The following is a 21,023-nucleotide window of genomic DNA, read 5'->3' as shown; positions in this document are numbered from 1 at the left end:
TCCTCCTAATTTTGTCCGCCAAGTAATTTTTTTACAGTCTTCTGGGGATTGAACTCTTCTATGTCATCCGGCACGTTCTGCCCGCAAGTAACATAAGATAATGAAGCGCCCGTATATAGCTTGATATTCAGTAGATTTCCCATCGCCGAAGTCTCGTCCAGCTTTGTAAATATCAGCTTATAATCTGTAACTTGCGAATAGGAATCGACGATACGGATCAAATCTCGGTATTTGGTGGTAGCACTGAGCACTAGAAAGACTTCTTTTTCAGCCAGACCATCCGCTGAATGAATCAGCTCGTTGGTATTGGCCTTCTGCTCCTCGTTCTGGTAGGAGTGCCCCGACGTATCTACAAAAACATAATCATAATCCGCAAAATTCTCCAAAACCTGCGCAATTTCCTCTGGAGCATATATCACACGAAAAGGCACCTCTAAGATATTAGCGTAGGTGCGAAGCTGCTCTGCCGCCGCAATGCGGTATGTATCTGCAGTTAAAAGCGCTACCTTTTTCTTATCGTCCACGATGAATTTGGAAGCTATTTTCGCTATGGTAGTAGTCTTTCCCACTCCGGTCGGACCTACGAAGAAGATCACTTTTACCCCGTTTTCAGGAGGCGTTATGCTTGCCGGCTTGCCGAATTTGAGAACCATCTTTTGGTAAATGCTGGAAAGCGCATAGTCGAAGGGCATGTTTGGCTTCACATTTTTCTCAATTTCGTCTATGATTTGATTGGCATTCTTCTCGCTTACTTCATTATCCAACATTGTATTGTATAAAATCTTGGTGAATTTCTCAAGTTCACTATGTACTGCCTCTTCTTCCTCCACCTTTTCGCTCTCCGGACGCTGGAGCTGCTGTTCCAAAAGAATGTGAAGATTATCCAGCTTCTCCTCCAGCAAAGTGCTTTCTCTTTTTTCCTCATCAAGATTTTCGACAAAGAGAGATCTGGAATTTTGAATCTCGTTATATGGAGACGGATAAACCACCTTCGATGGACTTGCCGATTCCTTTTTTTCTTCTTTCCTCAATGGATAATATCTCTCATTTTCCTCCTCGAGAGCGATCGTCACCTCCACCATATCCGAACGGAAAAAGCGGAAAAAGCCTTTCTTTTTCACGCCCTTCACATTCATTATAACGATATTTTTTCCTAGCTCTCTTTTTGCCGCTTCTACGGCTTCGTTTTCTGTTTTTCCTTGGAATTTCTTAATTATCATGCTATCGTCACCATCCCAACAGATTGTAATTCTACATTTGATTCGATTTCATTATAAGAAACGACAATCAAGTCTCTGAAATAATCCTCCGTCAGCCGTTTAAAATACATGCGTACGATAGGCGAAGTGATAATAATAGGATTCTTACCCAGATTCTCTAGCTTCTGCACTTCGTCTCCTACCGACTTGATGACCGTCTTCGTCTTTTCCGGATCGAGAGTAAGGTATGCCCCCTGCTCTGTCTGCTTTACGCTGTTCATAATCTCCTGTTCCAGCTTCGGATCCATGGTCACCACGCTGGTGGTCTCGTTAGAAGGAAAATACTTGCTGGAAATAGCTCTCTTTAAGCTTTGCCTTACATATTCCGTCAAAATATCCGTATCCCTCGTGGTCGCCGCGTAATCCGCCAGCGTCTCGAAAATGGTAAGCAAATCCCGGATGGAGATTCCTTCCTTCAACATATTTTGCAATACCTTTTGAACCTCGCCGACACCAAGCAGTTTCGGAACAAGTTCTTCCACCAGGGAGGGATTCGTTTCCTTCATGTTGTTGACAAGATTCTGTACATCCTGTCTTGTGAGCAGCTCGGAAATATACTGCCTTATAACTTCTGTCAGGTGCGTCGCGATAATGGACGGAGGGTCTACTACCGTATAGCCCAGACTTTCGGCCCTTTCCCTCTGCCCCTCGGTAATCCAAATCGCCGGCAGATGGAAAGAAGGTTCAAAGGTAGGAATACCTGTGATTTCCTCCTCCACATACCCGGGATTCATGGCCATGTAGTGATCGAACAAAATCTCTCCCTCGCTTACTTGTACACCTTTTATCTTAATAATATATTGGTTCGGATTCAGCTGTATATTGTCTCGCAGGCGGATAATTGGTACAACGGTCCCAAGTTCCAGAGCTATCTGCCTTCTTATCATAACAACGCGATCTAATAAGTCGCCGCCTTGATTCACATCAGCAAGAGGGATAATTCCATAGCCGAATTCCAGCTCGATAGGATCCACCTGTAAAAGACTGGTCACATTCTCCGGCTGTCTGATTTCCTCCGCCGCCATTTCGTCCATATCCACTTCTGCCTCTATCTTCGCGGTCTCGATGGTTCCTGCCATGACTCTTCCGCTTACGATAAATACTAATCCCATCGCAATAAAAAGAATGTCATTTAATGGAGTGACAACACCTAACACCGCTAAAATGGTTCCAACAAAATACAATACCTTCGGCACACCGAACAACTGGCGGATGAGCATCGAACCGAAATCGGCATCCTTGGAGCCTTTCGTTACAAGAATACCGGTAGAAAGCGAAATGAGCAGGGAGGGAATCTGGCTGACGAGACCGTCACCGATAGTAAGGATTGTATACTTATCTACCGCCCCTCCTATATCCATTCCCTGGCGGAGCACTCCCATCGCGATACCACCCACAATATTGATTACGGTAATGATGAGTCCGGCTATCGCATCTCCCTTAACATACTTCACAGCACCGTCCATGGAACCAAAGAAACTCGCTTCCTCCTGAATCTTATCACGCCTTCTCTTCGCTTCCACATCCGTAATCGCGCCTGTATTAAGATCCGCATCGATTGCCATCTGTTTACCGGGCATAGCATCCAACGTGAATCTCGCCGTTACCTCTGCAACTCTTTCGGAGCCCTTATTGATAACCATGAACTGAATGAGAATCAAAATAATGAAAATGATAACACCGATTACGAGATCGCCCCCACCTACATAGTTACCAAATACTAAGATGACATTACCCGGGTCGCCGGAAGATAATATCAGCTTTGTAGAAGACATATTCAACCCAATTCTGAATATAGTAGTAAACAGTAACATCGTCGGGAAAAATGACAGATCCAATACTTCTTTTACAAACATACAACCGAATAAGATAGTAAATGCCAACGCTATATTAAAAGCAAGAAAAATATCGAGCAGCCACGCCGGAATAGGCACGATAAACATAACAAACGCAGACACCACAAATAATGCAATACTTATATCCGCCCTTTTCATACCTTACTCCTCCTCTCTTCTTACGTCTTTCCCTTCAAATGATATACGAATGCGAGCACCTCGGCTACTGCCTGATACAACTCCGGAGGTACCAGCTCGCCCACATCTACATTCGCATACAGCATTCTGGCAAGGGGCTTATTTTCTACAATTTCTATGTGATGCTCCTTCGCCGCATCTTTAATCTTCTGCGCGAGATAATCCTCTCCCTTTGCAATGACCAAAGGAGCCTCATATTTATCAGGGTCATATTTGATTGCCACCGCATAGTGGGTAGGGTTGGTAATTACCACATCCGCTTCAGGCAATTGCTGCATCATACGGCGCTGAGAAGCTTCTCTCATGCGCTGTCTTTGCTTTCCCTTAATTTTAGGATCACCCTCCTGATCCTTATACTCATCCTTAATCTCCTGCTTCGTCATCTTCATATCTTCTTTAAATTTATGCTTCTGATAAGCGAAGTCCAGAACTCCTATGAGTATATAAATAGCAGAAACTCGTATTCCTAAATCTATGACCAATTCTCCAATAAGCAAAATAGCCTGGTTTAACGGAATATCATATAATAGGAAAATGTAATCATACTTATCCTTCAAATAAGAATATGCCACATATATGATCAAGCCCACTTTGAGCAATGATTTTACCAGTTCCATCAGGGAATCCTTGGAAATAATCTTCTTAAATCCCTTCAAGGGGTTAAGCTTACTAAGCTTAGGCTGCAGAGTCTTTCCTGTTGGGCTCCATTTCACCTGTGCAACATCGCAAATGAACGCTACCAGTAATCCTATGATAAGCACCGGACCCATTATGAGAATCATCTCAAGAACCATATTGTTGAATACGGCACGCAGACTGGTAACAGGAACCTCTCCGTTATAGTTCTTTATCAGACTCGGTATTTGTCCGTAAATGCCATAAAAAACTTCTAAAAAGCTGTTTCCCATACTTCCCACATAGAACTTCAGCACTAAAAATAAGGCGAGAAGTCCGAAGGCATTGCCAATTTCCTTACTCTTAGCTACCTGCCCTTCTTTTCTGGCATCCCTTAACTTTTTATCGGTAGCAGGCTCCGTTTTTTCTCCGCCCGGACCATCTTTCGCAAAAAACTGGAGATTATACTGTAAAATCACATTAGTCCCTCTACAAATGACACTACTATTTTTTTCATCTGTTCAAAAATAAAATTAGAAGCTACGGGCAGCATTCCTGCCGTTAAAAACAGTACCGATAGACCTACCAAAATCTTGATCTGAATACCGACAGCGAACATATTGAGCTGGGGCGAAACCTTCGCCAATATGCCAAGAATGACGTTCAGCATTACCATAACAAGAAATATGGGAAGGCAAATGCGAAAACCTATAATTATATAATCGCTCATAAAACGAACCACCGACGTCGTCAGAGAGTCAGTCCTAAATACGGCACCATTTATCGGTATCAGCGTAAAAGTATCCACCAGAGCCTTTAAGAGATATTGGTACATCCCACTTACAATGAGCATAAGAGTTATCATGTATTGATAGAACACACCGGAAATACTTGTAGATTCTTTCGTCGTGGGATCCATGATCGTAACCATGGCCAATCCCGTCTCCATATCAATAACATGTCCCGCAAAGGATACGATGGAATTGCACAAGTTCGCGCCAAACCCGATGATAAAGCCAGTCAGGGCCTCCTTCATAACGATTACCGTATAGCCTAACCAAGTGTCGTATTGAAGCGGTTCGGAAGGAGCCAAGACAAAGAAAACAAGCAGTGATACGAAAAAGCTGATCCCTACCCTTATCTGTCTCGGCGTATTATTCATACTGAAAAACGGTGCGATAAAGACAAAGCAGGTCACCCTGGTGAAAATCAATAAAAAATATTCAAGACTTGCATATGTAAAAGCATAATCAATCATAATGCTACCTTATATAGACACTGAAATCAGACCACAGACTCACCATAAACTCCGACATGCCGTTCATCATCCAATGCCCCAACACCATAATCGACAAAAATACACAAATGATTTTCGGAACGAAGGTAAGCGTCTGCTCCTGAATCGATGTAACGGTCTGAAAAATACTGATAATTAAACCTACAATAAGCGACACGAGCAGAACAGGAGCCGATGTCTTTATAATCAAATATAATGCAGTCGAAGAAATCGCGGTTATGTCATCAATTGTCATACATTACTCCCTTTCGCTTTTATCATTTAATAAAAGGTCTTTACCAAACTTCCTATAATTAAGTTCCAGCCGTCTGCCAGTACGAACAAAAGTATCTTAAAAGGCATGGAAATCGTGGTGGGCGGCAGCATCATCATACCCATACTCATGAGCGTCGAAGCCACAACCATATCTATGACGATAAATGGAATATAAATCAAAAATCCTATAATAAACGCTGTCCGAAGCTCGCTGATAATAAAGCTGGGAATCAGAACGCTGGTTGGAATACTGGCCAAGTCTCCCTGCCATTCCGTATTACTGATCTCCATGAACAGTCTTACATCCTTCGCAAGTGTCTGTCCGTACATGAAATCCCTAAAAGGCTGTATACCGACCTCCAAAGCCTCGGCCTGATCCATTTCTCCTGCTTCGAAAGGCACTACCGCCTCCTCGTATACCTTTGACAAAGTAGGCTGCATAATGAAAAAAGTCAAAAACAAAGCTAACCCAATCAACACCTGATTCGGGGGCGCCGTTTGGGTATTCAAAGCCGCCCTCGTAAAATGCAGAACGATAATAATTCTGGTAAACGAGGTAAGCATTATAATCAGCGTTGGTGCAAGCGCTATCAAGGTAAGCGTCAAGAGAATTCTCAGGCTGCCATTTAATTGTCCGTTCCCCTCATCATAAGTAAGGGTCACGGTATTCGCTATATTAAGTTCCTTTAAATCCTCCGGCGTCTGTGCATCGCCCGGATTACTGATATTGGTTCTTTCATCAGTAGTACCTGTCAGATTCGATTCCCTTGTATCCGCTGCATAAGCGGAAACCGGTCTGGCTGCACACAATAATATGCCCACCGAAAACAGCAGGCATATTATTTTTATCATCCTTCTTCCGGAAAAAATTGTTCTCATATATCTCGCCTATTCTTCATTTCTTTCGGTCTTTATCCGTAATCTTCGCTTTTTCAAATATCTTCTTAAAATCGGGCATAGTATCCCCCGCTTTATCCGGTAAATGAATCTGCTCGGCGGGTATCTCTGCAAGCATCGTAATCGTATCTTTTCCTATTCCTATAGCAAGATACTTATCTCCGGTCTTTATTATCTGAATATATTTATTTGCAGTAATTTTGTACGTCTCTATAACCTCTATATTCGCTCCGTACGTCCTTCCCTTCTGCAGATTGGCCATCCATCTGGTAAAAAACCAAGTGATTCCCAGCACGAAAACAAATATAATGAGCACCGTCAAAAACTGCAAATACGAATTTGTACTATTTGATACGGTAAGCAGCATCATTATCCAACTACTTTCTTAACAGCCTCCAAAACACGATCCGCTTGGAAAGGCTTAACGATAAAATCCTTTGCTCCTGCCTGAATGGATTCGATAACCATCGCCTGCTGACCCATTGCAGAGCACATGATTACGAGAGCGGAAGGATCTGCCTCTTTAATTTTCTTCAATGCCATGATTCCGTCCATTTCCGGCATGGTAATATCCATAAGGACAAGGTCGGGATTCAATTCGCCATACTTCTCCACTGCCTTCACTCCGTTTTCCGCTTCACCCGCAACATTGTATCCGTTTTTCGTAAGGATATCTTTAATCATCATACGCATGAATGCAGCATCGTCGCAAATTAAAATGTTCTTTGCCATATCTCTTTCTCCTATTTCTCTTCTTATTTAATAATTTCTGTTACTCGGATACCGAAACTTTCTTCGATTACCACAACTTCACCTTTAGCTACAAATTTGCCATTTACCAAAACATCTATCGGTTCTCCGGCAATCTTGTCGAGTTCAATAATTGTACCCGGAGCGAAATCTAAAATTTCAGATATCGATTTACTCGTTCTGCCCAGTTCAACAGTTACTTCTAGCGGTACGTCCATGATTAAGCCGATATTTTCATTGCTTTGAATCCCGCTGTAATCGGTTGTGAAATTCTGGAACTGTGCAGGCTGAACATTCATATTCTGCATCTGTGGCATAGCCACTTGCGGCATCCCCATCATTGCCATCTGCTGCTGCATTCCGTTGCCTCCTATTGCTGCCATCTGCGGCGGTATATTCTGTATCTGCGGCGGTTCCGGTGCCGGAATTGCTGTAGGTACAGGCTGTGAATTTTCCATTTGGTTATTTATAAAAGTCTCATATAACGTCTTTGCAAAATCGATTGGATATAACTGCATGATCGTGCTGTCCACCAAATCTCCAATTTGCATCCTGAAGGAAATTTTCACAAATGTGCCATCCAAAAAAGAAGCAATATCACTGCCCGACTTGAATGCATTCAAGTCGACAAGACTGGCATCCGGAGGGCTGATATCGATCATCGTACCGAGCATTGTAGAAAGAGAAGTAGCCGCAGATCCCATCATCTGGTTCATTGCTTCGGAAATCGCACTAAGATGCATCTCTCCCAACTCACCATCCGTGTTTGTTCCATCGCCGCCCATCATAAGGTCGGTAATAATCTTAACATCATGCTCCTTTAGCACTAAAATATTGGAGCCTTCCAAGCCCGAGGTATACCTTATCTGAATAAAAACGCAAGGCCTCTCATAATCCTCCGTCATATTCGCCCAATTGGATAACGTCACTCGGGGAGTTGTAATATTAACTTTTCGATTAACTAAAGAATACAATGTCGTTGCTGACGATCCCATGCTGATATTGGCGATTTCTCCAATGGCATCCTTTTCCACTTCGGAAAGTAAGCTATCGTCTACATAAACGGCTGATACAGCCGAAGCCGACGATTCTTCTCCTCCATCTTCCTCCGATAGGTCCATCCCGTTCAATAACGCATTTATTTCGTCTTGAGATAACATTCCATCCATGTTATTCCCCCTCTCTGATTACCGAGGTGACTCTTACCGCATATTTATCTTTGCTGGAGCCCGGTAACGCGGTGAATTTCTTTATATTTCCGACATAAACGCTAAGTTCATTGTCGACCCTTTTATCCAGCCTGATAATATCGCCCGGCTGTAAATTAACAAAATCATTGACCAAAACACTGCTTCTTCCCAGAATCGCTTTCACCGGGATATCAACCCTCCGAATCAGTGCTTCGATGTATTCTTCATAATTCTCGTCGTTCTTTTCCTGCATGGTGGAATACCAATACTTCGTATTCAGCTTGTCCATGACATCTTCCAGCGTGAAGTAAGGAAGACATATATTCATTAATCCCTCTACATCGCCGATTTTCATATTCAAAGTGACAATCGCTATCATATCGCTCGGTGCAATAACCTGTGCGAACTGCGAATTCGTCTCGATTCTTTCCATCATCGGATTCACATCCACAACATTTTTCCACGGCTCCCGCATAAGCTGCATGCAGACTATCATTATCTTCTCTATAATAGTCATCTCTATTTCGGAAAAATCTCTGTTCTTCTCCAATGCACCTCCCGATCCGCCCAGCATTCTGTCTATCATCGCAAAGCCCAGATTACAAGACAACTCCACGATAATACTTCCGGGCAGCGGCGAGAAATTTACGATTCCCAGAATAACCGGATTGGACAATGCATTTGAAAATTCCGAAAAAGTAACCGCTTCTGAACTCGCCACGCTGACTTGTATATTTTTACGCAAATAAACCGGCAAGTTCGTAGATATCAATCTTCCATAATGCTCATGTATAATTTCCAAAGTTCTCAAATGTTCCTTGGAGAACTTCGCAGGACGTTTGAAGTCATAGTTCTTCACCTGCTTCTCACCATGCTCCTGCATATCATCTACATCCAATTCACCCGTACTTAATGCTGCGAGCAAATTGTCGATTTCGTTTTGTGACAGCACCTCACCCACTCAAGTCACCTCCTGCCTATTTCTCCTAGCAGATTATTGGAACTTAATATCACTAAACGAAACATTATAAACAAATTCCGAATCAAACATACGCTGAATTCTTCTCAAGATTTCCCGCTTGACCTCATTCTGCGTATCGCTTGTCATAAGCTCATCCATCGTATAACTTCCAATTATGTCTATAATTTCACTCGTAACAAGCGGCTCATAAGTCGCCATACTTTCAGAGCTTCCATAATCCTTATATCCATCTGCCTTTGTATTCAGGGAAAGTGCTACAGATGCCAGACAATAGTGGGGAGTTCCATCCTCACTACCTTTCAGAGTAACCGTCATAGGTTCCGAGATATTATACACTTGCGTCTGTGACAGCGGAACAGCTTCCGCATCTCCCGCTTCTCCTAATTCCAAACGAAGTACTGATGCGATATCCGTCACAAGTTCTGTTGTCTTCTTAGAAGCACCGGTCACGCTGAACATCATAATAGATGTTAATACAATATTCACGATCAGCAAACCGAGTACCAGTACAGACAATAAATTATTCTTCATTTTAAAACTTCCTCCCGCTCGTTTAATAGGAACTTAGCGAATTGTAAATTCTTATTTCTACCCTTCTGTTCAGTGCCCGGCCCTCAGCAGTGGAATTGTCCGCTATAGGAACATATTCTCCGCGACCGGAATGTTTAATGATTGCAGGGTCAAGATTCGCATGTTCAATCAGGTAATTGAATACCGAGAGCGCCCTTCCGCTGCTCAATTCATCATTGTTGGAATACTTTGATCCCGACATCGGAACATTGTCCGTATGCCCTTCTACCTCTATCGTGCTCTGCGCATAACGTTCCAGCATAACGCCTATCTTGTCTAATACCGGTAAGGATTCCTCCTTGAGCACGGTACTTCCGGAGTCAAACAACAAGGACCCTTGAAGCGTAATCTGAACATATTGAGAGGTAAATTCAACATCCAGCACATCGCTGAGACTTTGTTCGGCAATCGCCTCTTCCAACCTCTCGGAAAGCTCTTCCGATTCCCTTAACTTGGCTTCTTCAATCTTCTTCTCAGCTTCACTGAGAGTGTCTGGAGTATCCTCCGGAGTAATCTCCCCTTCTTCTATCTCTCCAGAACTGTTTATGTATTGCTCCAGCTCAAAAAGCTGGTTAACACCATTGCTAATTAGAATACCGCCTTTTGATGAGGCTCCGCCGCCGTCGAATATACTGAACGCCTGACTGAATGATTCTGCCATCAAACTGAATTTCTGCGCATCCACTGAAGACATGGAAAAAAGCAGAACAAAAAAACATAGAAGCAGATTCATGAGATCGGCGAAAGTCGCCATCCATGCCGGCGAACCCTTGGGCGGTTCCTCTTTCTTATTTCTAGCCAACCGGTTCACCTCCGTTTTCGCTGTCCCAGCTTTCTCTGTCCTTCGGAGACAGGAATGCTTTCAATTTCTCTTCTATAACCCGCGGGTTCTCACCCGCTTGAATGGAGAGAAGTCCTTCAATCATGATTCCCTTCAAACGAGCCTCTTCCGCATTGCTTTCTCTCAATTTACTCGCAACCGGAGTGCAGACCCAGTTTGCCAAAAGCGAACCGTATAAAGTCGTAATAAGTGCGGTCGCCATACCAGGACCCACTGCTGACGGATCGCTCATCTTATTGAGCATATTCACCAGACCGACAAGGGTACCGATCATACCCCATGCAGGTCCCATCGCTCCGAGCGCGTCCCAAAAACCTATCTTTGTCTTATGTCTTTCCTCTATGCTGGCAAGCTCCGTATCCATTATGGCGCGAACCAATTCCTGATCTGTACCATCTACGATGAGGAGAATTCCCTTCTTCAAAAACTCATCATCAAGATCTGCCGCTCTCTCCTCCAGTGCGAGGAGTCCTTCCTTGCGGGCTATATTGGACAGCTCAATAATCTTCCTGATTGTAACAGATGTATCATTATCAGGCGTTTTCAGTACCAAGCGAAAGCTCATAAGTCCTTCCTTAAAATTCTGCAGTGAATATGACGCCAACACACAGCACAAAGAACCTCCGAAAGTAATAAAAATAGAAGGCACATCCAAGAAATTGCCAAGCGCTGACACTCCCCCGCTGGTTAAAATACCAAATATAAACACGACGCCGCATAAAATAAGACCCAATATCGATGCTATATCCACAAGTTGTTACCTTATTTCCGCGTTAATCCGCAAAAATATCCTTTCTATACGATTTTACTAGATTTTTCACCTCTTGTCTACTTTCTTTTACAATTATTTTGCGGCCTGTAGTAAATGAAACGACTGTATCTGGTGTCTCCTCCACCAGTTCGATCAAATCCGGATTAATCAATATTTTTGCTCCGTTTATCTTTGTTACCTCTATCATTTTTACCCTCTCCTCTCCTGGACTTAAAGGCCCCTCCAGCCCGCAGCCCTACAAGATGACGGGGAACCTGGTTCCAAGTTCCCCATTATGCTGTGTTCCTTTACATTATATTACTAACGTTTAAGGTTTGTCAATTCTTCTAACATTGTGTCGGAAACTGTAATTATTCGACTGTTTGCCTGAAAACCTCTCTGCGTCGTAATCATTTCCGTAAACTCCTGAGACAAGTCTACGTTACTCATCTCGAGAACGCCGGTCTGCATATAGCCGCCGTTAGCTGTAATATCTACGCCCGTGCCATCGAAGGCGCCGGAGTTCATAGTAGCAGAATACAGGTTATCGCCCTGCTTCTCCAAACCGGATGGATTCGCGAATACTGCGGTCGCGATCTGTCCAAGGCACTTACTCTGCCCATTGTCATAGGATGCGGTAATAATACCATCCTTGCTTATGGAAATAGCAATCATCTCGCCTGTTTTTCGTCCGGCACCGAGTCCGTCGGAATCTCCGCTCGTCATAGCCACCGTACTGGAACCGTTATTATTTACGTTTTGTGTAGTTGAAAAATCAATATTAATCGCAGAAAAATTGCCAAGCGATCCAAAACTCATGCTTATAGTCCCCGCACTGTTACCACCTACAGATGTGAATTTTCCATTCGATGTACTATACGTAAGATATGCTGCATTTTGTACCGTCTTAGACTTAACAGTCAGCGTTCCATCCGCCGCTACTGTTAATGCCGTTACTCCCTCCGCATCGATATCCAACCCATAAAGCGTTTTAAAATTGGCTTTATCTTCGTCAGTAAATGTAGTGAGTTCTCCTCCCGGCGGTGTAAAGGTCATAGTTAAGGTTCCGTTCGTTACTGCTACCGAGGCCGCCTCAAACGTGCCGCTGCTTGCCGTTGCTGTCGTACCGGCCGCGGCTCCCGCATCTACCGTTAATTGACCGTTCCCATCAATTGTAAATGACGTAACCTCATCGAAATCAATATCGCTGTAAGCAGCTTCCAGCGCCGCTCTCTCAGGCGTTCCATCTAAAGGCACTGCTGTTACCGGAGTACCCACATTCCCACTGAATGTATTCGTTCCGCTTGTAATCGTATATGCTCCGGATCCGGTGGCTGAACCGTTCACAAGAGTATACGCCTCCGACACGGCTACATCCAAGGCTCCGCCGAAAGATACCTCATCCAAATCAGCTCCTATACTACTGCCATTAGAATCCAGAATATCATCTAACTCGATATAGTACTGTCCGGCTGTTGTTGTAGAGTGAATACTATATTTAGCCGTATACTTATACCCCATATCATCATAGAATTCGAAGTTCATGATCCTCCCGGAAGTGCTGTTTACCTTCGTATCATTTTTATCGATGATACCCGTCACTCTCGCCTCGCTGGTCGCTTCCGGAGGATAGGTCATATTCGTATCGTCCATGATTTTAAGTGCCGTTACCGTATCCGCTTTCGGCTCTCCGGTGGTCGGATCCACCTTCCACCCCATAACATTATAGCCGGTGCTGGTCATGGCGAGGTTTCCTGCACCGTCCACATAGAAAGAACCGTCTCTTGTAAAGAAATTCTCCGTGCCGTTACTCACTACGAAGAAAGCGTCGCCCGTTATCATAATATCAAACGGATTGTTCGTCGTCTGCGCAGATCCCTGCTGAGAAATAGCCGTATTGATCGCTCCCGTAACTACGCCGAGACCGATCTGCTTGGCATTAGTACCGCCTACACCTGTCTCCGCATTCGCTCCGGACGCTGCCTGTGTCGTCTGATACATCAGATCTCTGAATGTCACAGACTGTGATTTATAAGCTGTCGTATTGACGTTAGCGATATTGTTACCGATAACATCCATTTTTGTCTGGTGCGCTCTAAGTCCCGCTACACCAGAATACAATGATCTCATCATAATGAATGACCTCCTTTTTATACCGCACGATGCCGCCTCGTTCCTTCTGTCATTCCGGAACGGCAGCCCCCTTGTAAGGTCCGGCTCACATAATTACCGCGCCATCGATATTGGTAAATACATTTTCATCTGTTTCCGTCTGTTTCATAGCCGTCACTACCGTATTATTGGGAACATTTACGATAAAGGCCAGTTGGTCGACAAGCACCAGTGACTCATGAATTCCTTTCAATCCTGCTTTCATCGTTCCTACCTGCAGCCTCTCCTTCTGGTTATCCGTAAGCTCTATGTTTCGCTCCGCCAGACGATTTACCGCATGTTTGGAAAATTTTACTTCCCCTGCACTCTCAGCCGCTTTTGCAGTTTTATTAAGTAAATCAGAAAAAGAGACTCCGCTCTCTCCCGCGATTTTACGGCTTTGTTCTGCCTGCGTAAAATATTTTGCCTGCAGTTGTTCTATGGAAAGGAATTGATTATTTTGAATCTTCATAATCTTCTCCTCCTTGAGCTTCTCCCATCCTTGGCATCTAAGACCGTCCCGACTAGCTTCAAAGCTCTAATCATCACTATCGTCGTCTAATCCGGCATTATTTTCTTCCTGATCCTTGACCAGTTCCTCAATGCGTTCAGTATACTCCTTCAGCTTGGTTACATAATCAGATGCAATAAAGGTCTTCTGGTAAGCCGTCATTCCGTTGTAGGTTTCATTCAGCTCGTCAATCTTTTCCTTGTTGTCCAGAGTCAGTTTTTCTTTGGATGAAGGCAGCTTGGCCATTTCAACCGCAAAACTCACTGCTAAATCATAAGCATCCAAATATTCCTGATCGGCAACTCCATATACATCGTCCAGCGAATAAAGAGCACCTCCTATGGATACATAAGCTTTGCTATTTTCATAAACTACGTAATCCACCTTGCCTTGAATCTGCGTTGTCTGACCACTGCTGTTCGTCGTATTGACACTAACTACTTGTCCTACAAGCGTAGAGGCTCTGGACAGTTCCAATGTAGCACTCATATTTTGCATCTGTTCCAAGGATGAAAACTGTGCGTACTGCGCAACAAATTCCGTATTCGAGGTAGGCTCAAGCGGATCCTGATATTTCATCTGTGCTACAAGCAGACCCAAAAATGCATCCTTATCAAGAGTTGATTTATCTTTTGATGTACTATTTGCCAGGGAAGACGCCGATGTGCTTTCTACTACTTTTCCGTCTTCTATTTTTGCTGTTACTGACATACATTCTCCTTTCCGTAAGTGTTTTTCTTACATTTCATATTAGTCTAAAAAATAATACTACATAAAATTCTTAATACATGAGGTTAAGCCGTGAAATCTACTGTACTGCCATCCGCTGTCATCATCGCTACAGCAATTTGTTCTTCTTCGTTCAGTTCCACTTCACTTTCTGGATTCAATTCATTCAGATTGATCTTCCTAATGCCCTTCTTCTTTCCCTGCTGCGCTTGCTCCTGCCCGCTTCCATCGCCATTTAGATTTCTTTCAAACTGGTGACTTTCTACGGTGACTTCTACCGCTTCCACTTTCAGACCCTGTTCTTCGAAGTTATTTCGAAGCTGCACTATCTGGCTTTCGATTGCCGCTTTCACCGATTCGTTCTGCGTTAAGAACTGTGCTGTAATCACGCCGTCCTTGGCTGTAATGTTGATGTTGACCGTACCAAGACTTGCAGGGTGAAGTTGTATTTCCATCTGCGTCATATCCGTCTTTATTTGAACCTTCATGTAATCCATGATTTGATTCATGATGTCCTGTGTATTTGCCGTCTGGCCCGCCATGGTGCTTTCGAATACCGCATCTGAAGCGGACGTAGTATTATTTCGGTTCAACAAGCTTTCCAACAATACATTATCATAAATATTACTTCCGTGGGATGAAGAATCTCTCTGTGAAGAACCATTCTTAGGACTATCCGCTGTCTCTTCCTCAGGTGCCTCCACCTTCTCAGAAACCAATTCAGGGCTTTCTTCCTTGACGCTCCCATCTGCTTTTACATTGATTTCCACCGCTTCACCGTCGTGCTCTACAGTTACGGTATAATCCTTCTGCTCTTCGGGCACCGCTTTAGTGGCTTCTGCACTCATAGCTTTTACGTGATCATCCGCTTCAGGTTGCATTTCTTTAGAAGCCGCCTGCTCTAGAATTGCTGTGATTTCCTCCTGCGTCAGGCCAGTCTGCTCCTGCAAGACGTTCAGCGTTTCATTCACTTTTCCCAAAAGATTCTTGAGAGAATTATAAAGCCCTTCGTCCGTCATTACCGTCAGCATGTCTGCGCCTTTAAGCGTCAGAACCAGCTGTGTCATGTTATCAGGATTCAGCAAATCTGCCATGGTAAGCCCTAGGGTCTCCATAGCGGCTTCAACTTCCTCCACCGAGATGCCCAGTTCCTGAGAAACTTCCTTGGCTAATTCCTCTCCCGCCTTGCGCACCGTATCCGCTGTGGTCTTGTCCACGCTAGTGCCTTGTACATTCTCCACCTTTGTTTCAGCACTGCTGTCTTTGGTGTCCAAACCTCTCTTATCGGTACGACTCACCTTTACCTGAGAGCTCTTCACCGTATTGTCGTTAGAAAGAGACGTATCCTGTATGTCCGTCTGACCCGACGCTTTGTTGAAAGTATCTGAAAAACTTCCTGCCAGATTGCCAGGTATACTTCCCGTCTGCTTCGTGGATACGTAATTCATCAACGGATTGATACCTTTTACCGGTGTACTCATCGCGTTCTACCTCCTTTCTTATTAAATTTTTATGTACATTTATATATAAATGCGGTTTCCCACCTTATATATCATCATTAAGACTCAGGGTCCATAATCTTGGTAATGCGCGCTGCAGTAGCGGAATCCATCGCTCCTAAGATTTTTCCTCTGTCCTCTGCACTCATCACGGAAAGGATTCTCGATGCCAGACCGAGATTGTCGGTCATAGACTCAAAAATGGCCGCGGCCTCCTTCGGCTTCATCTCCGAATACGCCTGCGCATATTCCTTCACATCGTCACTTTCCTCTACCTGCTGTACCACTTGCTTGTATAGATATTCTGCCGTAGTAGGGTCGATACTCTCGTAATATTTCTTATATTCCTCTGCTCCAGGCCCATTTTCCGCATATACTACTTCTTCATAGAACTCCGTCTTGATTCTCTGGAATTCCACCTGATTGTTCTCGAAGGTCTTTAATCTTTCAACTTCCGCCTTTAGATTTGCAACCTCTTCTGAACTCGTGGATTGTGCTGATTGTGCGCTCTGCAGTTCAAGCTCCAATTCCTTAATGTATCTGACTGCTTCCGCAAGGCTCTTATAGCCGCCGTAGTCCTCCCCCGTTTCCATCGTCACATCAGTAGCGCCTTCTGTCGACGGGAGAATCTTATTAATTACCGGTACATCTTTCAAAACAGGTGCGAGCACTCCAGAACCGAAACCACCTACATCCAGCTTCACCAATAAGCAGAGAATAGCTATCCACACCACTACAATGAGCGCCGTTACCAGAAAAACCGATACGCCGCTGGCCCCACTGTCATCATCCAGCTGTGCCTCCTGAAGATAAAGCTCCTTGGCCCGCCTTTTCGCTTCCTTTTTCTGCTCCTTTTGATCTGACTTGAGCCGCTTTTTTTCTTCTGCCAGCTTCTTTTTATCTGTTATCTGGTCAATGTCTGTAATAACCTCTGTATTTGGCATTTTCTCACCTTCTTCTCCGTCCATATGTATAACTGGTCAGTTCATCTACTTCCTTGCTTTCCGCAGAGTTTTCTTCCTTTATGAATTCCTCAAAAGCCTTTTCCTGCAGTTTCTCCTGCACCTTGCGCTCCTGCATGATCTCCTGAAGCTTCTTCCTCTTCCTTTCCAGTTCATCCTCTGCGCGACGCACTTCGATTTTTTGATTCTCTATATAATCGTTCATCTGCAAAATTGCATTCTTATTATCCATGATATCCTGCACGTTCAAATTATGTTCCCTAAGTCTGCGGCCTTCTTCTTCATAGTACGCTTTTCTTTCAAAGAGGCGTCTTAATTTCTCCTCCTCCTCATCCAAGCGCATTCTGGCAGCGGCAAATTCCATTTTCACCTGCTCTTCCATCTTATATTTCAGACTCAGAATGCTCTGCATCCTATATATAAATTTCGGCATAAGACCCTCTAATCTTTAAATAAATCTTCCATATTTCTCACGGATTCTTCGAAACTGTATTTTTCCTCCACCGCCTGCGTCAAAAACGAATTCACGGCATCGATTTTTTGAATAGCATAATCAATGTTGGCATTGCTGCCACTCTTATAAGCGCCTATATTAATCAAATCCTCCGCTTCATTGTACGTAGCAAGGACGTTCTTCAGCTTGCCCGCCGTCTGCTTATGCTCACGGTCTGCAATCTGGCTCATACAACGGGATATGCTCTGTAAAACATCGATTGCAGGATAATGATTCCTATGTGCCAGCTTTCTGCTGAGCATGATATGTCCGTCCAGAATACTCCTCGCCGTATCCGTAATAGGTTCGTTGAAGTCATCACCATCTACAAGTACTGTGTACAATCCCGTTATGGAGCCCCTTTTAGATCGTCCCGCACGCTCCAAAAGCTTCGGCATTTCAGAATATACGCTAGGCGGATATCCTCTCGAAACGGGTGGTTCTCCGCTGGCAAGACCAATTTCCCTCTGTGCCATGGAAAAACGGGTAAGGGAATCCATCATAAACAAGACGTCTTTTCCCTGATCCCTGAAATATTCCGCAATAGCGGTAGCCGTCTTAGCAGCTTTATTACGTTCAAGGGCCGGTTTGTCCGAAGTCGCCACCACTACGACGGAACGTTTCATCCCCTCCGGGCCCAAATCTCTTTCTATAAATTCACGAACTTCCCGTCCTCGTTCTCCAATCAGCGCGATAACGTTAATATCCGCTTTCGTATTCCTCGCGAACATTCCTAACAATGTGGATTTGCCCACTCCCGAACCGGCGAATATACCGACCCTCTGCCCTTTTCCAACGGTCAGAAGTCCGTCCACCGCTTTTACTCCCAAAGGAAGAACATCGTCGATAATGTCTCTGCTAAGCGGATCCGGAGGCAACGCTTCTACAGAATAGGTCCGTCCGCTTACAGTCACGCCCTCTGAAACCGGTCTCCCTAAACCGTCCAGAGTCCGTCCTAAGAGCTCCTCGCTCACTTGTATTGTAAGAGGAGCTCTTGTATTCTCCACTATACTTCCGAAGCCAACGCCCTCCATAGGTTCATAAGGCATTAAAATCGTCTTCTTGTCTTTGAAACCTACTACTTCTGCCATCACCGGCTTCGCGTCCTCTCCCGTATCGGGATATATCAGGCAGATATCGCCAAGCTTCGCATCCGGTCCTAACGACTCGATCGTCAGTCCAACGAGGTTGACCACTTTTCCCTTCATCCTGTAGTAAGTACCTTCTATCAATTTTTCATATTTAATAAAATCAATTGTTGCTCTCAATATCGGCCCACCTCATATGTATTTATTACTCCCATTGGTAATGCTCAATACAAAATGTTCGTATTACTATTCTTTCGCATAAGATAGAAGCCTGAGTTTCTGTGAAAGCTCCTCCAACTGCGTCCCTAATCCACAGTCGAATACTCCTCCATCCGTCTCTATCATACATTCGTTTGAACAGAGCGTTATATCTTCTACAATCTCTATGGATGCTCCGGAAGATACCGCACTGGCTAACAGCTCTTCCTTCTTCATGCTGACATAAGAATAATCCTCCTTGGAGACATGAATCAGATAATTACTGCTCCCCTCTATTTTGTGCATCGCAGTGGATATCAAATGTACGATGATATTCTGTTCCTTCGCCAAATCCACTTTGAATATTTTCTCATAAATATCGGTCAGGCTTTCTACGAATCTCGGTTCCAGCGTCTTTACAAGCTCCTGATAATCCTTTTCCAGACTAACTCGTTCCTCTTCCAGCTTTTTTCTCTGAGCTTCTATTTTTGCCATGCCCTCATTATAACCATCGTCGTATCCCTTCACTTTTCCTTCCTCAAAAGCGCGCTGTTTCAGTTCCTCGCTCTCCTGTTGCGCTCTCGCCAGAGCCTCAGACTTAATGTCCTCCGCTTCGCCGTGCGCCTTGTCCAAAATTTCCTGAACCTGTGCGGATACTGTCTGTAAGGACTCTCCTGCGTCTTCACCTTCCGCATTCTCCGGCTGAACAGCCTTTATCACGGAACCTCCCTCGTCGTCTGCAAGCAAAGCATCCACTTGCCCCGCATTCAGACCCGATGAAAAACCGCCCAGTGTATCTGTACCGCTCTCGCTCCCCGCTTCCTTTAGCATCAGGCCCTCCAGATACTCTATTTTCTTCGCGACCTTTTCATTATTATCTATCATCAAAGCATCATCGTTTTGTACGGTAATCTGATTGAATTTATAAATATTCTTAGACAATAATCTCGTCACCTCCACCTCTGGAGATAACAATTTCTGCCGAATCTTCCAGTTTTCTTATGATATTAACTATCTTCTGCTGAGCCTCTTCCACATCCTTCATACGTATAGGCCCCATGAATTCCATATCTTCTTTAATCATAACAGAAAGGCGTTTGGACATATTGTTAAATATCGTATTCTGAACCTGTTCATTAGAGCCTTTGAGTGCAATTGCAAGGTCATTATTGTCCACGTCGCGCAGGACTCTCTGAATCGCTCTGTCGTCAAGCAACAAGATATCCTCGAATACGAACATCTTCTTTCTGATTTCGTCCGCAAGTTCCGGCTCTTCGATTTCCAAAGTCTCCATAATATGCTTCTCGGTACCACGGTCTACCGTATTCAAAATGTCTACTACCGCATCTACACCGCCGATAATCGTGTAATCCTGATTTACCAAAGATGCAAGCTTGGATTCCAGCACTTTCTCCACCTCTTTTATTACATCCGGACTGGTTCTGTCCATTACTGCAATACGCCTTGCCACGTCCGCCTGTCTGTCCGGGGGCAACGCCGATATGATGAGCGCAGACTGCGCTGATGACAAATATGACATGATAAGTGCAATCGTCTGCGGATGCTCGTCCTGAATAAAGTTGAGAAGCTGCGATGCATCCGTCTTCCTGATAAATTCGAAAGGCTTAACCTGTAAAGATGCGGTCAGCTTACTGATAACATCCATCGCTTTTTCCGAACCCAGAGCTTTTTCCAAAAGCTCCTTCGCATAACCGATGCCGCCCTCTGCTATATACTGTTGAGCGAGGCAAACCTGATAAAATTCGTCTAATATTTCTTCTTTTAATTGCGGTGTAATACTTCTCGTATTCGCTATTTCCAAAGTTAACTCTTCTATTTCTTCTTCCTTCAAATGCTTAAATATCATCGCAGACCGTTCCGGTCCCAGCGCAATCAGCAAAATGGCTGCTTTCTGAAGTCCCGCGATTTTTTCATCCCCAGTTCTGGACATT

Annotated in this window: 23 protein-coding genes; all 23 read right to left on the bottom strand. The window is 44.2% G+C overall.

Annotated elements, in window-relative coordinates:
* Window positions 1-5 precede the first annotated feature (5 nt).
* Window positions 6-1,220, bottom strand: coding sequence for a flagellar biosynthesis protein FlhF (gene flhF / locus V6984_RS10245; RefSeq protein ID WP_342759683.1), 1,215 nt, complete (start codon window positions 1,218-1,220; stop codon window positions 6-8).
* Window positions 1,217-3,253, bottom strand: coding sequence for a flagellar biosynthesis protein FlhA (flhA, locus tag V6984_RS10240; protein ID WP_342759682.1), 2,037 nt, complete (start codon window positions 3,251-3,253; stop codon window positions 1,217-1,219). Before flhA ends, flhF begins: the two co-directional genes overlap by 4 nt.
* 20 nt (window positions 3,254-3,273) lie before the next feature.
* Window positions 3,274-4,386 carry a flagellar biosynthesis protein FlhB gene (flhB, locus tag V6984_RS10235; RefSeq protein ID WP_425324241.1) on the bottom strand — a complete coding sequence of 371 codons (1,113 nt, stop codon included), beginning with the start codon at window positions 4,384-4,386 and terminating at the stop codon, window positions 3,274-3,276.
* The gene (locus tag V6984_RS10230; protein ID WP_342759681.1) at window positions 4,383-5,165 is read right to left on the bottom strand and encodes a flagellar biosynthetic protein FliR; all 783 of its coding nucleotides are present in this window, start codon (window positions 5,163-5,165) and stop codon (window positions 4,383-4,385) included. Before V6984_RS10230 ends, flhB begins: the two co-directional genes overlap by 4 nt.
* 4 nt (window positions 5,166-5,169) lie before the next feature.
* Entirely contained in the window at window positions 5,170-5,439 is a 270-nt protein-coding gene (gene fliQ, locus V6984_RS10225; protein WP_342759680.1) for a flagellar biosynthesis protein FliQ, read from the bottom strand.
* A 26-nt stretch (window positions 5,440-5,465) separates the two neighbouring features.
* Window positions 5,466-6,338 carry a flagellar type III secretion system pore protein FliP gene (gene fliP, locus V6984_RS10220; RefSeq protein WP_342759679.1) on the bottom strand — a complete coding sequence of 291 codons (873 nt, stop codon included), beginning with the start codon at window positions 6,336-6,338 and terminating at the stop codon, window positions 5,466-5,468.
* A 16-nt stretch (window positions 6,339-6,354) separates the two neighbouring features.
* Window positions 6,355-6,726: a flagellar biosynthetic protein FliO gene (locus tag V6984_RS10215; RefSeq protein WP_342759677.1), complete on the bottom strand. Its 372-nt coding sequence runs from the start codon at window positions 6,724-6,726 to the stop codon at window positions 6,355-6,357.
* Complete coding sequence (locus V6984_RS10210; RefSeq protein ID WP_031390278.1) at window positions 6,726-7,088, bottom strand: response regulator; 363 nt, start codon at window positions 7,086-7,088, stop codon at window positions 6,726-6,728. The genes V6984_RS10215 and V6984_RS10210 overlap by 1 nt, the downstream gene beginning before the upstream one ends.
* Window positions 7,089-7,111: 23 nt before the next feature.
* Complete coding sequence (gene fliY / locus V6984_RS10205) at window positions 7,112-8,275, bottom strand: flagellar motor switch phosphatase FliY (RefSeq protein ID WP_342759676.1); 1,164 nt, start codon at window positions 8,273-8,275, stop codon at window positions 7,112-7,114.
* A 1-nt stretch (window position 8,276) separates the two neighbouring features.
* Window positions 8,277-9,257 carry a flagellar motor switch protein FliM gene (gene fliM / locus V6984_RS10200; RefSeq protein WP_342759675.1) on the bottom strand — a complete coding sequence of 327 codons (981 nt, stop codon included), beginning with the start codon at window positions 9,255-9,257 and terminating at the stop codon, window positions 8,277-8,279.
* A gap of 33 nt (window positions 9,258-9,290) precedes the next feature.
* A complete protein-coding gene (locus tag V6984_RS10195; protein WP_342759674.1) occupies window positions 9,291-9,809 on the bottom strand; it encodes a flagellar basal body-associated FliL family protein in 519 nt (172 codons plus the stop codon).
* Between the two features lie 22 nt (window positions 9,810-9,831).
* A complete protein-coding gene (locus tag V6984_RS10190; protein ID WP_342759673.1) occupies window positions 9,832-10,659 on the bottom strand; it encodes a flagellar motor protein MotB in 828 nt (275 codons plus the stop codon).
* Entirely contained in the window at window positions 10,643-11,440 is a 798-nt protein-coding gene (locus tag V6984_RS10185; RefSeq protein WP_342759672.1) for a motility protein A, read from the bottom strand. The genes V6984_RS10190 and V6984_RS10185 overlap by 17 nt, the downstream gene beginning before the upstream one ends.
* A 22-nt stretch (window positions 11,441-11,462) precedes the next feature.
* Window positions 11,463-11,648, bottom strand: coding sequence for a flagellar FlbD family protein (locus tag V6984_RS10180; RefSeq protein ID WP_342759671.1), 186 nt, complete (start codon window positions 11,646-11,648; stop codon window positions 11,463-11,465).
* A gap of 113 nt (window positions 11,649-11,761) precedes the next feature.
* Window positions 11,762-13,573 (bottom strand): flagellar hook-basal body complex protein, encoded by a 1,812-nt coding sequence (locus tag V6984_RS10175; protein WP_342759670.1) that lies wholly within the window; start codon window positions 13,571-13,573, stop codon window positions 11,762-11,764.
* Between the two features lie 85 nt (window positions 13,574-13,658).
* A complete protein-coding gene (locus V6984_RS10170; RefSeq protein ID WP_342759669.1) occupies window positions 13,659-14,063 on the bottom strand; it encodes a TIGR02530 family flagellar biosynthesis protein in 405 nt (134 codons plus the stop codon).
* A 66-nt stretch (window positions 14,064-14,129) separates the two neighbouring features.
* The gene (locus tag V6984_RS10165) at window positions 14,130-14,813 is read right to left on the bottom strand and encodes a flagellar hook assembly protein FlgD (RefSeq protein WP_342759668.1); all 684 of its coding nucleotides are present in this window, start codon (window positions 14,811-14,813) and stop codon (window positions 14,130-14,132) included.
* 83 nt (window positions 14,814-14,896) lie between these two features.
* The gene (locus V6984_RS10160; protein WP_342759667.1) at window positions 14,897-16,312 is read right to left on the bottom strand and encodes a flagellar hook-length control protein FliK; all 1,416 of its coding nucleotides are present in this window, start codon (window positions 16,310-16,312) and stop codon (window positions 14,897-14,899) included.
* Window positions 16,313-16,389: 77 nt separating this feature from the next.
* Complete coding sequence (locus tag V6984_RS10155; protein ID WP_342759666.1) at window positions 16,390-17,298, bottom strand: hypothetical protein; 909 nt, start codon at window positions 17,296-17,298, stop codon at window positions 16,390-16,392.
* A complete protein-coding gene (fliJ, locus tag V6984_RS10150; RefSeq protein WP_342759665.1) occupies window positions 17,279-17,725 on the bottom strand; it encodes a flagellar export protein FliJ in 447 nt (148 codons plus the stop codon). Before fliJ ends, V6984_RS10155 begins: the two co-directional genes overlap by 20 nt.
* 8 nt (window positions 17,726-17,733) lie before the next feature.
* On the bottom strand, window positions 17,734-18,993 hold the full coding sequence (fliI, locus tag V6984_RS10145) for a flagellar protein export ATPase FliI (protein ID WP_342759979.1): 1,260 nt from the start codon (window positions 18,991-18,993) through the stop codon (window positions 17,734-17,736).
* 126 nt (window positions 18,994-19,119) lie between these two features.
* Complete coding sequence (locus tag V6984_RS10140; RefSeq protein WP_342759664.1) at window positions 19,120-20,013, bottom strand: FliH/SctL family protein; 894 nt, start codon at window positions 20,011-20,013, stop codon at window positions 19,120-19,122.
* Complete coding sequence (fliG, locus tag V6984_RS10135; RefSeq protein ID WP_031390293.1) at window positions 20,006-21,022, bottom strand: flagellar motor switch protein FliG; 1,017 nt, start codon at window positions 21,020-21,022, stop codon at window positions 20,006-20,008. Before fliG ends, V6984_RS10140 begins: the two co-directional genes overlap by 8 nt.
* Between the last annotated feature and the right edge of the window lies 1 nt (window position 21,023).

Source organism: Kineothrix sp. IPX-CK (genome assembly GCF_039134705.1).
GTDB classification, from domain to species: domain Bacteria; phylum Bacillota; class Clostridia; order Lachnospirales; family Lachnospiraceae; genus Kineothrix; species Kineothrix sedimenti.
Note: the sequence above shows the minus strand (reverse complement) of the source record. Positions and strands in the feature narration are given on the sequence as shown.

Coding starts and splice junctions, on each gene's coding strand:
- V6984_RS10210 (WP_031390278.1), bottom strand. CDS start 7,088: ATGGCAAAGAACATTTTAATTTGCGACGATGCTGCATTCATGCGTATG.
- fliQ (WP_342759680.1), bottom strand. CDS start 5,439: ATGACAATTGATGACATAACCGCGATTTCTTCGACTGCATTATATTTG.
- fliJ (WP_342759665.1), bottom strand. CDS start 17,725: ATGCCGAAATTTATATATAGGATGCAGAGCATTCTGAGTCTGAAATAT.
- V6984_RS10170 (WP_342759669.1), bottom strand. CDS start 14,063: ATGAAGATTCAAAATAATCAATTCCTTTCCATAGAACAACTGCAGGCA.
- fliI (WP_342759979.1), bottom strand. CDS start 18,993: ATGAAGGGAAAAGTGGTCAACCTCGTTGGACTGACGATCGAGTCGTTA.
- V6984_RS10175 (WP_342759670.1), bottom strand. CDS start 13,573: ATGATGAGATCATTGTATTCTGGTGTAGCGGGACTTAGAGCGCACCAG.
- V6984_RS10155 (WP_342759666.1), bottom strand. CDS start 17,298: ATGGACGGAGAAGAAGGTGAGAAAATGCCAAATACAGAGGTTATTACA.
- V6984_RS10160 (WP_342759667.1), bottom strand. CDS start 16,312: ATGAGTACACCGGTAAAAGGTATCAATCCGTTGATGAATTACGTATCC.
- V6984_RS10180 (WP_342759671.1), bottom strand. CDS start 11,648: ATGATAGAGGTAACAAAGATAAACGGAGCAAAAATATTGATTAATCCG.
- V6984_RS10215 (WP_342759677.1), bottom strand. CDS start 6,726: ATGATGCTGCTTACCGTATCAAATAGTACAAATTCGTATTTGCAGTTT.
- flhA (WP_342759682.1), bottom strand. CDS start 3,253: ATGAAAAGGGCGGATATAAGTATTGCATTATTTGTGGTGTCTGCGTTT.
- V6984_RS10165 (WP_342759668.1), bottom strand. CDS start 14,813: ATGTCAGTAACAGCAAAAATAGAAGACGGAAAAGTAGTAGAAAGCACA.
- V6984_RS10230 (WP_342759681.1), bottom strand. CDS start 5,165: ATGATTGATTATGCTTTTACATATGCAAGTCTTGAATATTTTTTATTG.
- fliP (WP_342759679.1), bottom strand. CDS start 6,338: ATGAGAACAATTTTTTCCGGAAGAAGGATGATAAAAATAATATGCCTG.
- fliG (WP_031390293.1), bottom strand. CDS start 21,022: ATGTCCAGAACTGGGGATGAAAAAATCGCGGGACTTCAGAAAGCAGCC.
- V6984_RS10195 (WP_342759674.1), bottom strand. CDS start 9,809: ATGAAGAATAATTTATTGTCTGTACTGGTACTCGGTTTGCTGATCGTG.
- fliY (WP_342759676.1), bottom strand. CDS start 8,275: ATGGATGGAATGTTATCTCAAGACGAAATAAATGCGTTATTGAACGGG.
- flhF (WP_342759683.1), bottom strand. CDS start 1,220: ATGATAATTAAGAAATTCCAAGGAAAAACAGAAAACGAAGCCGTAGAA.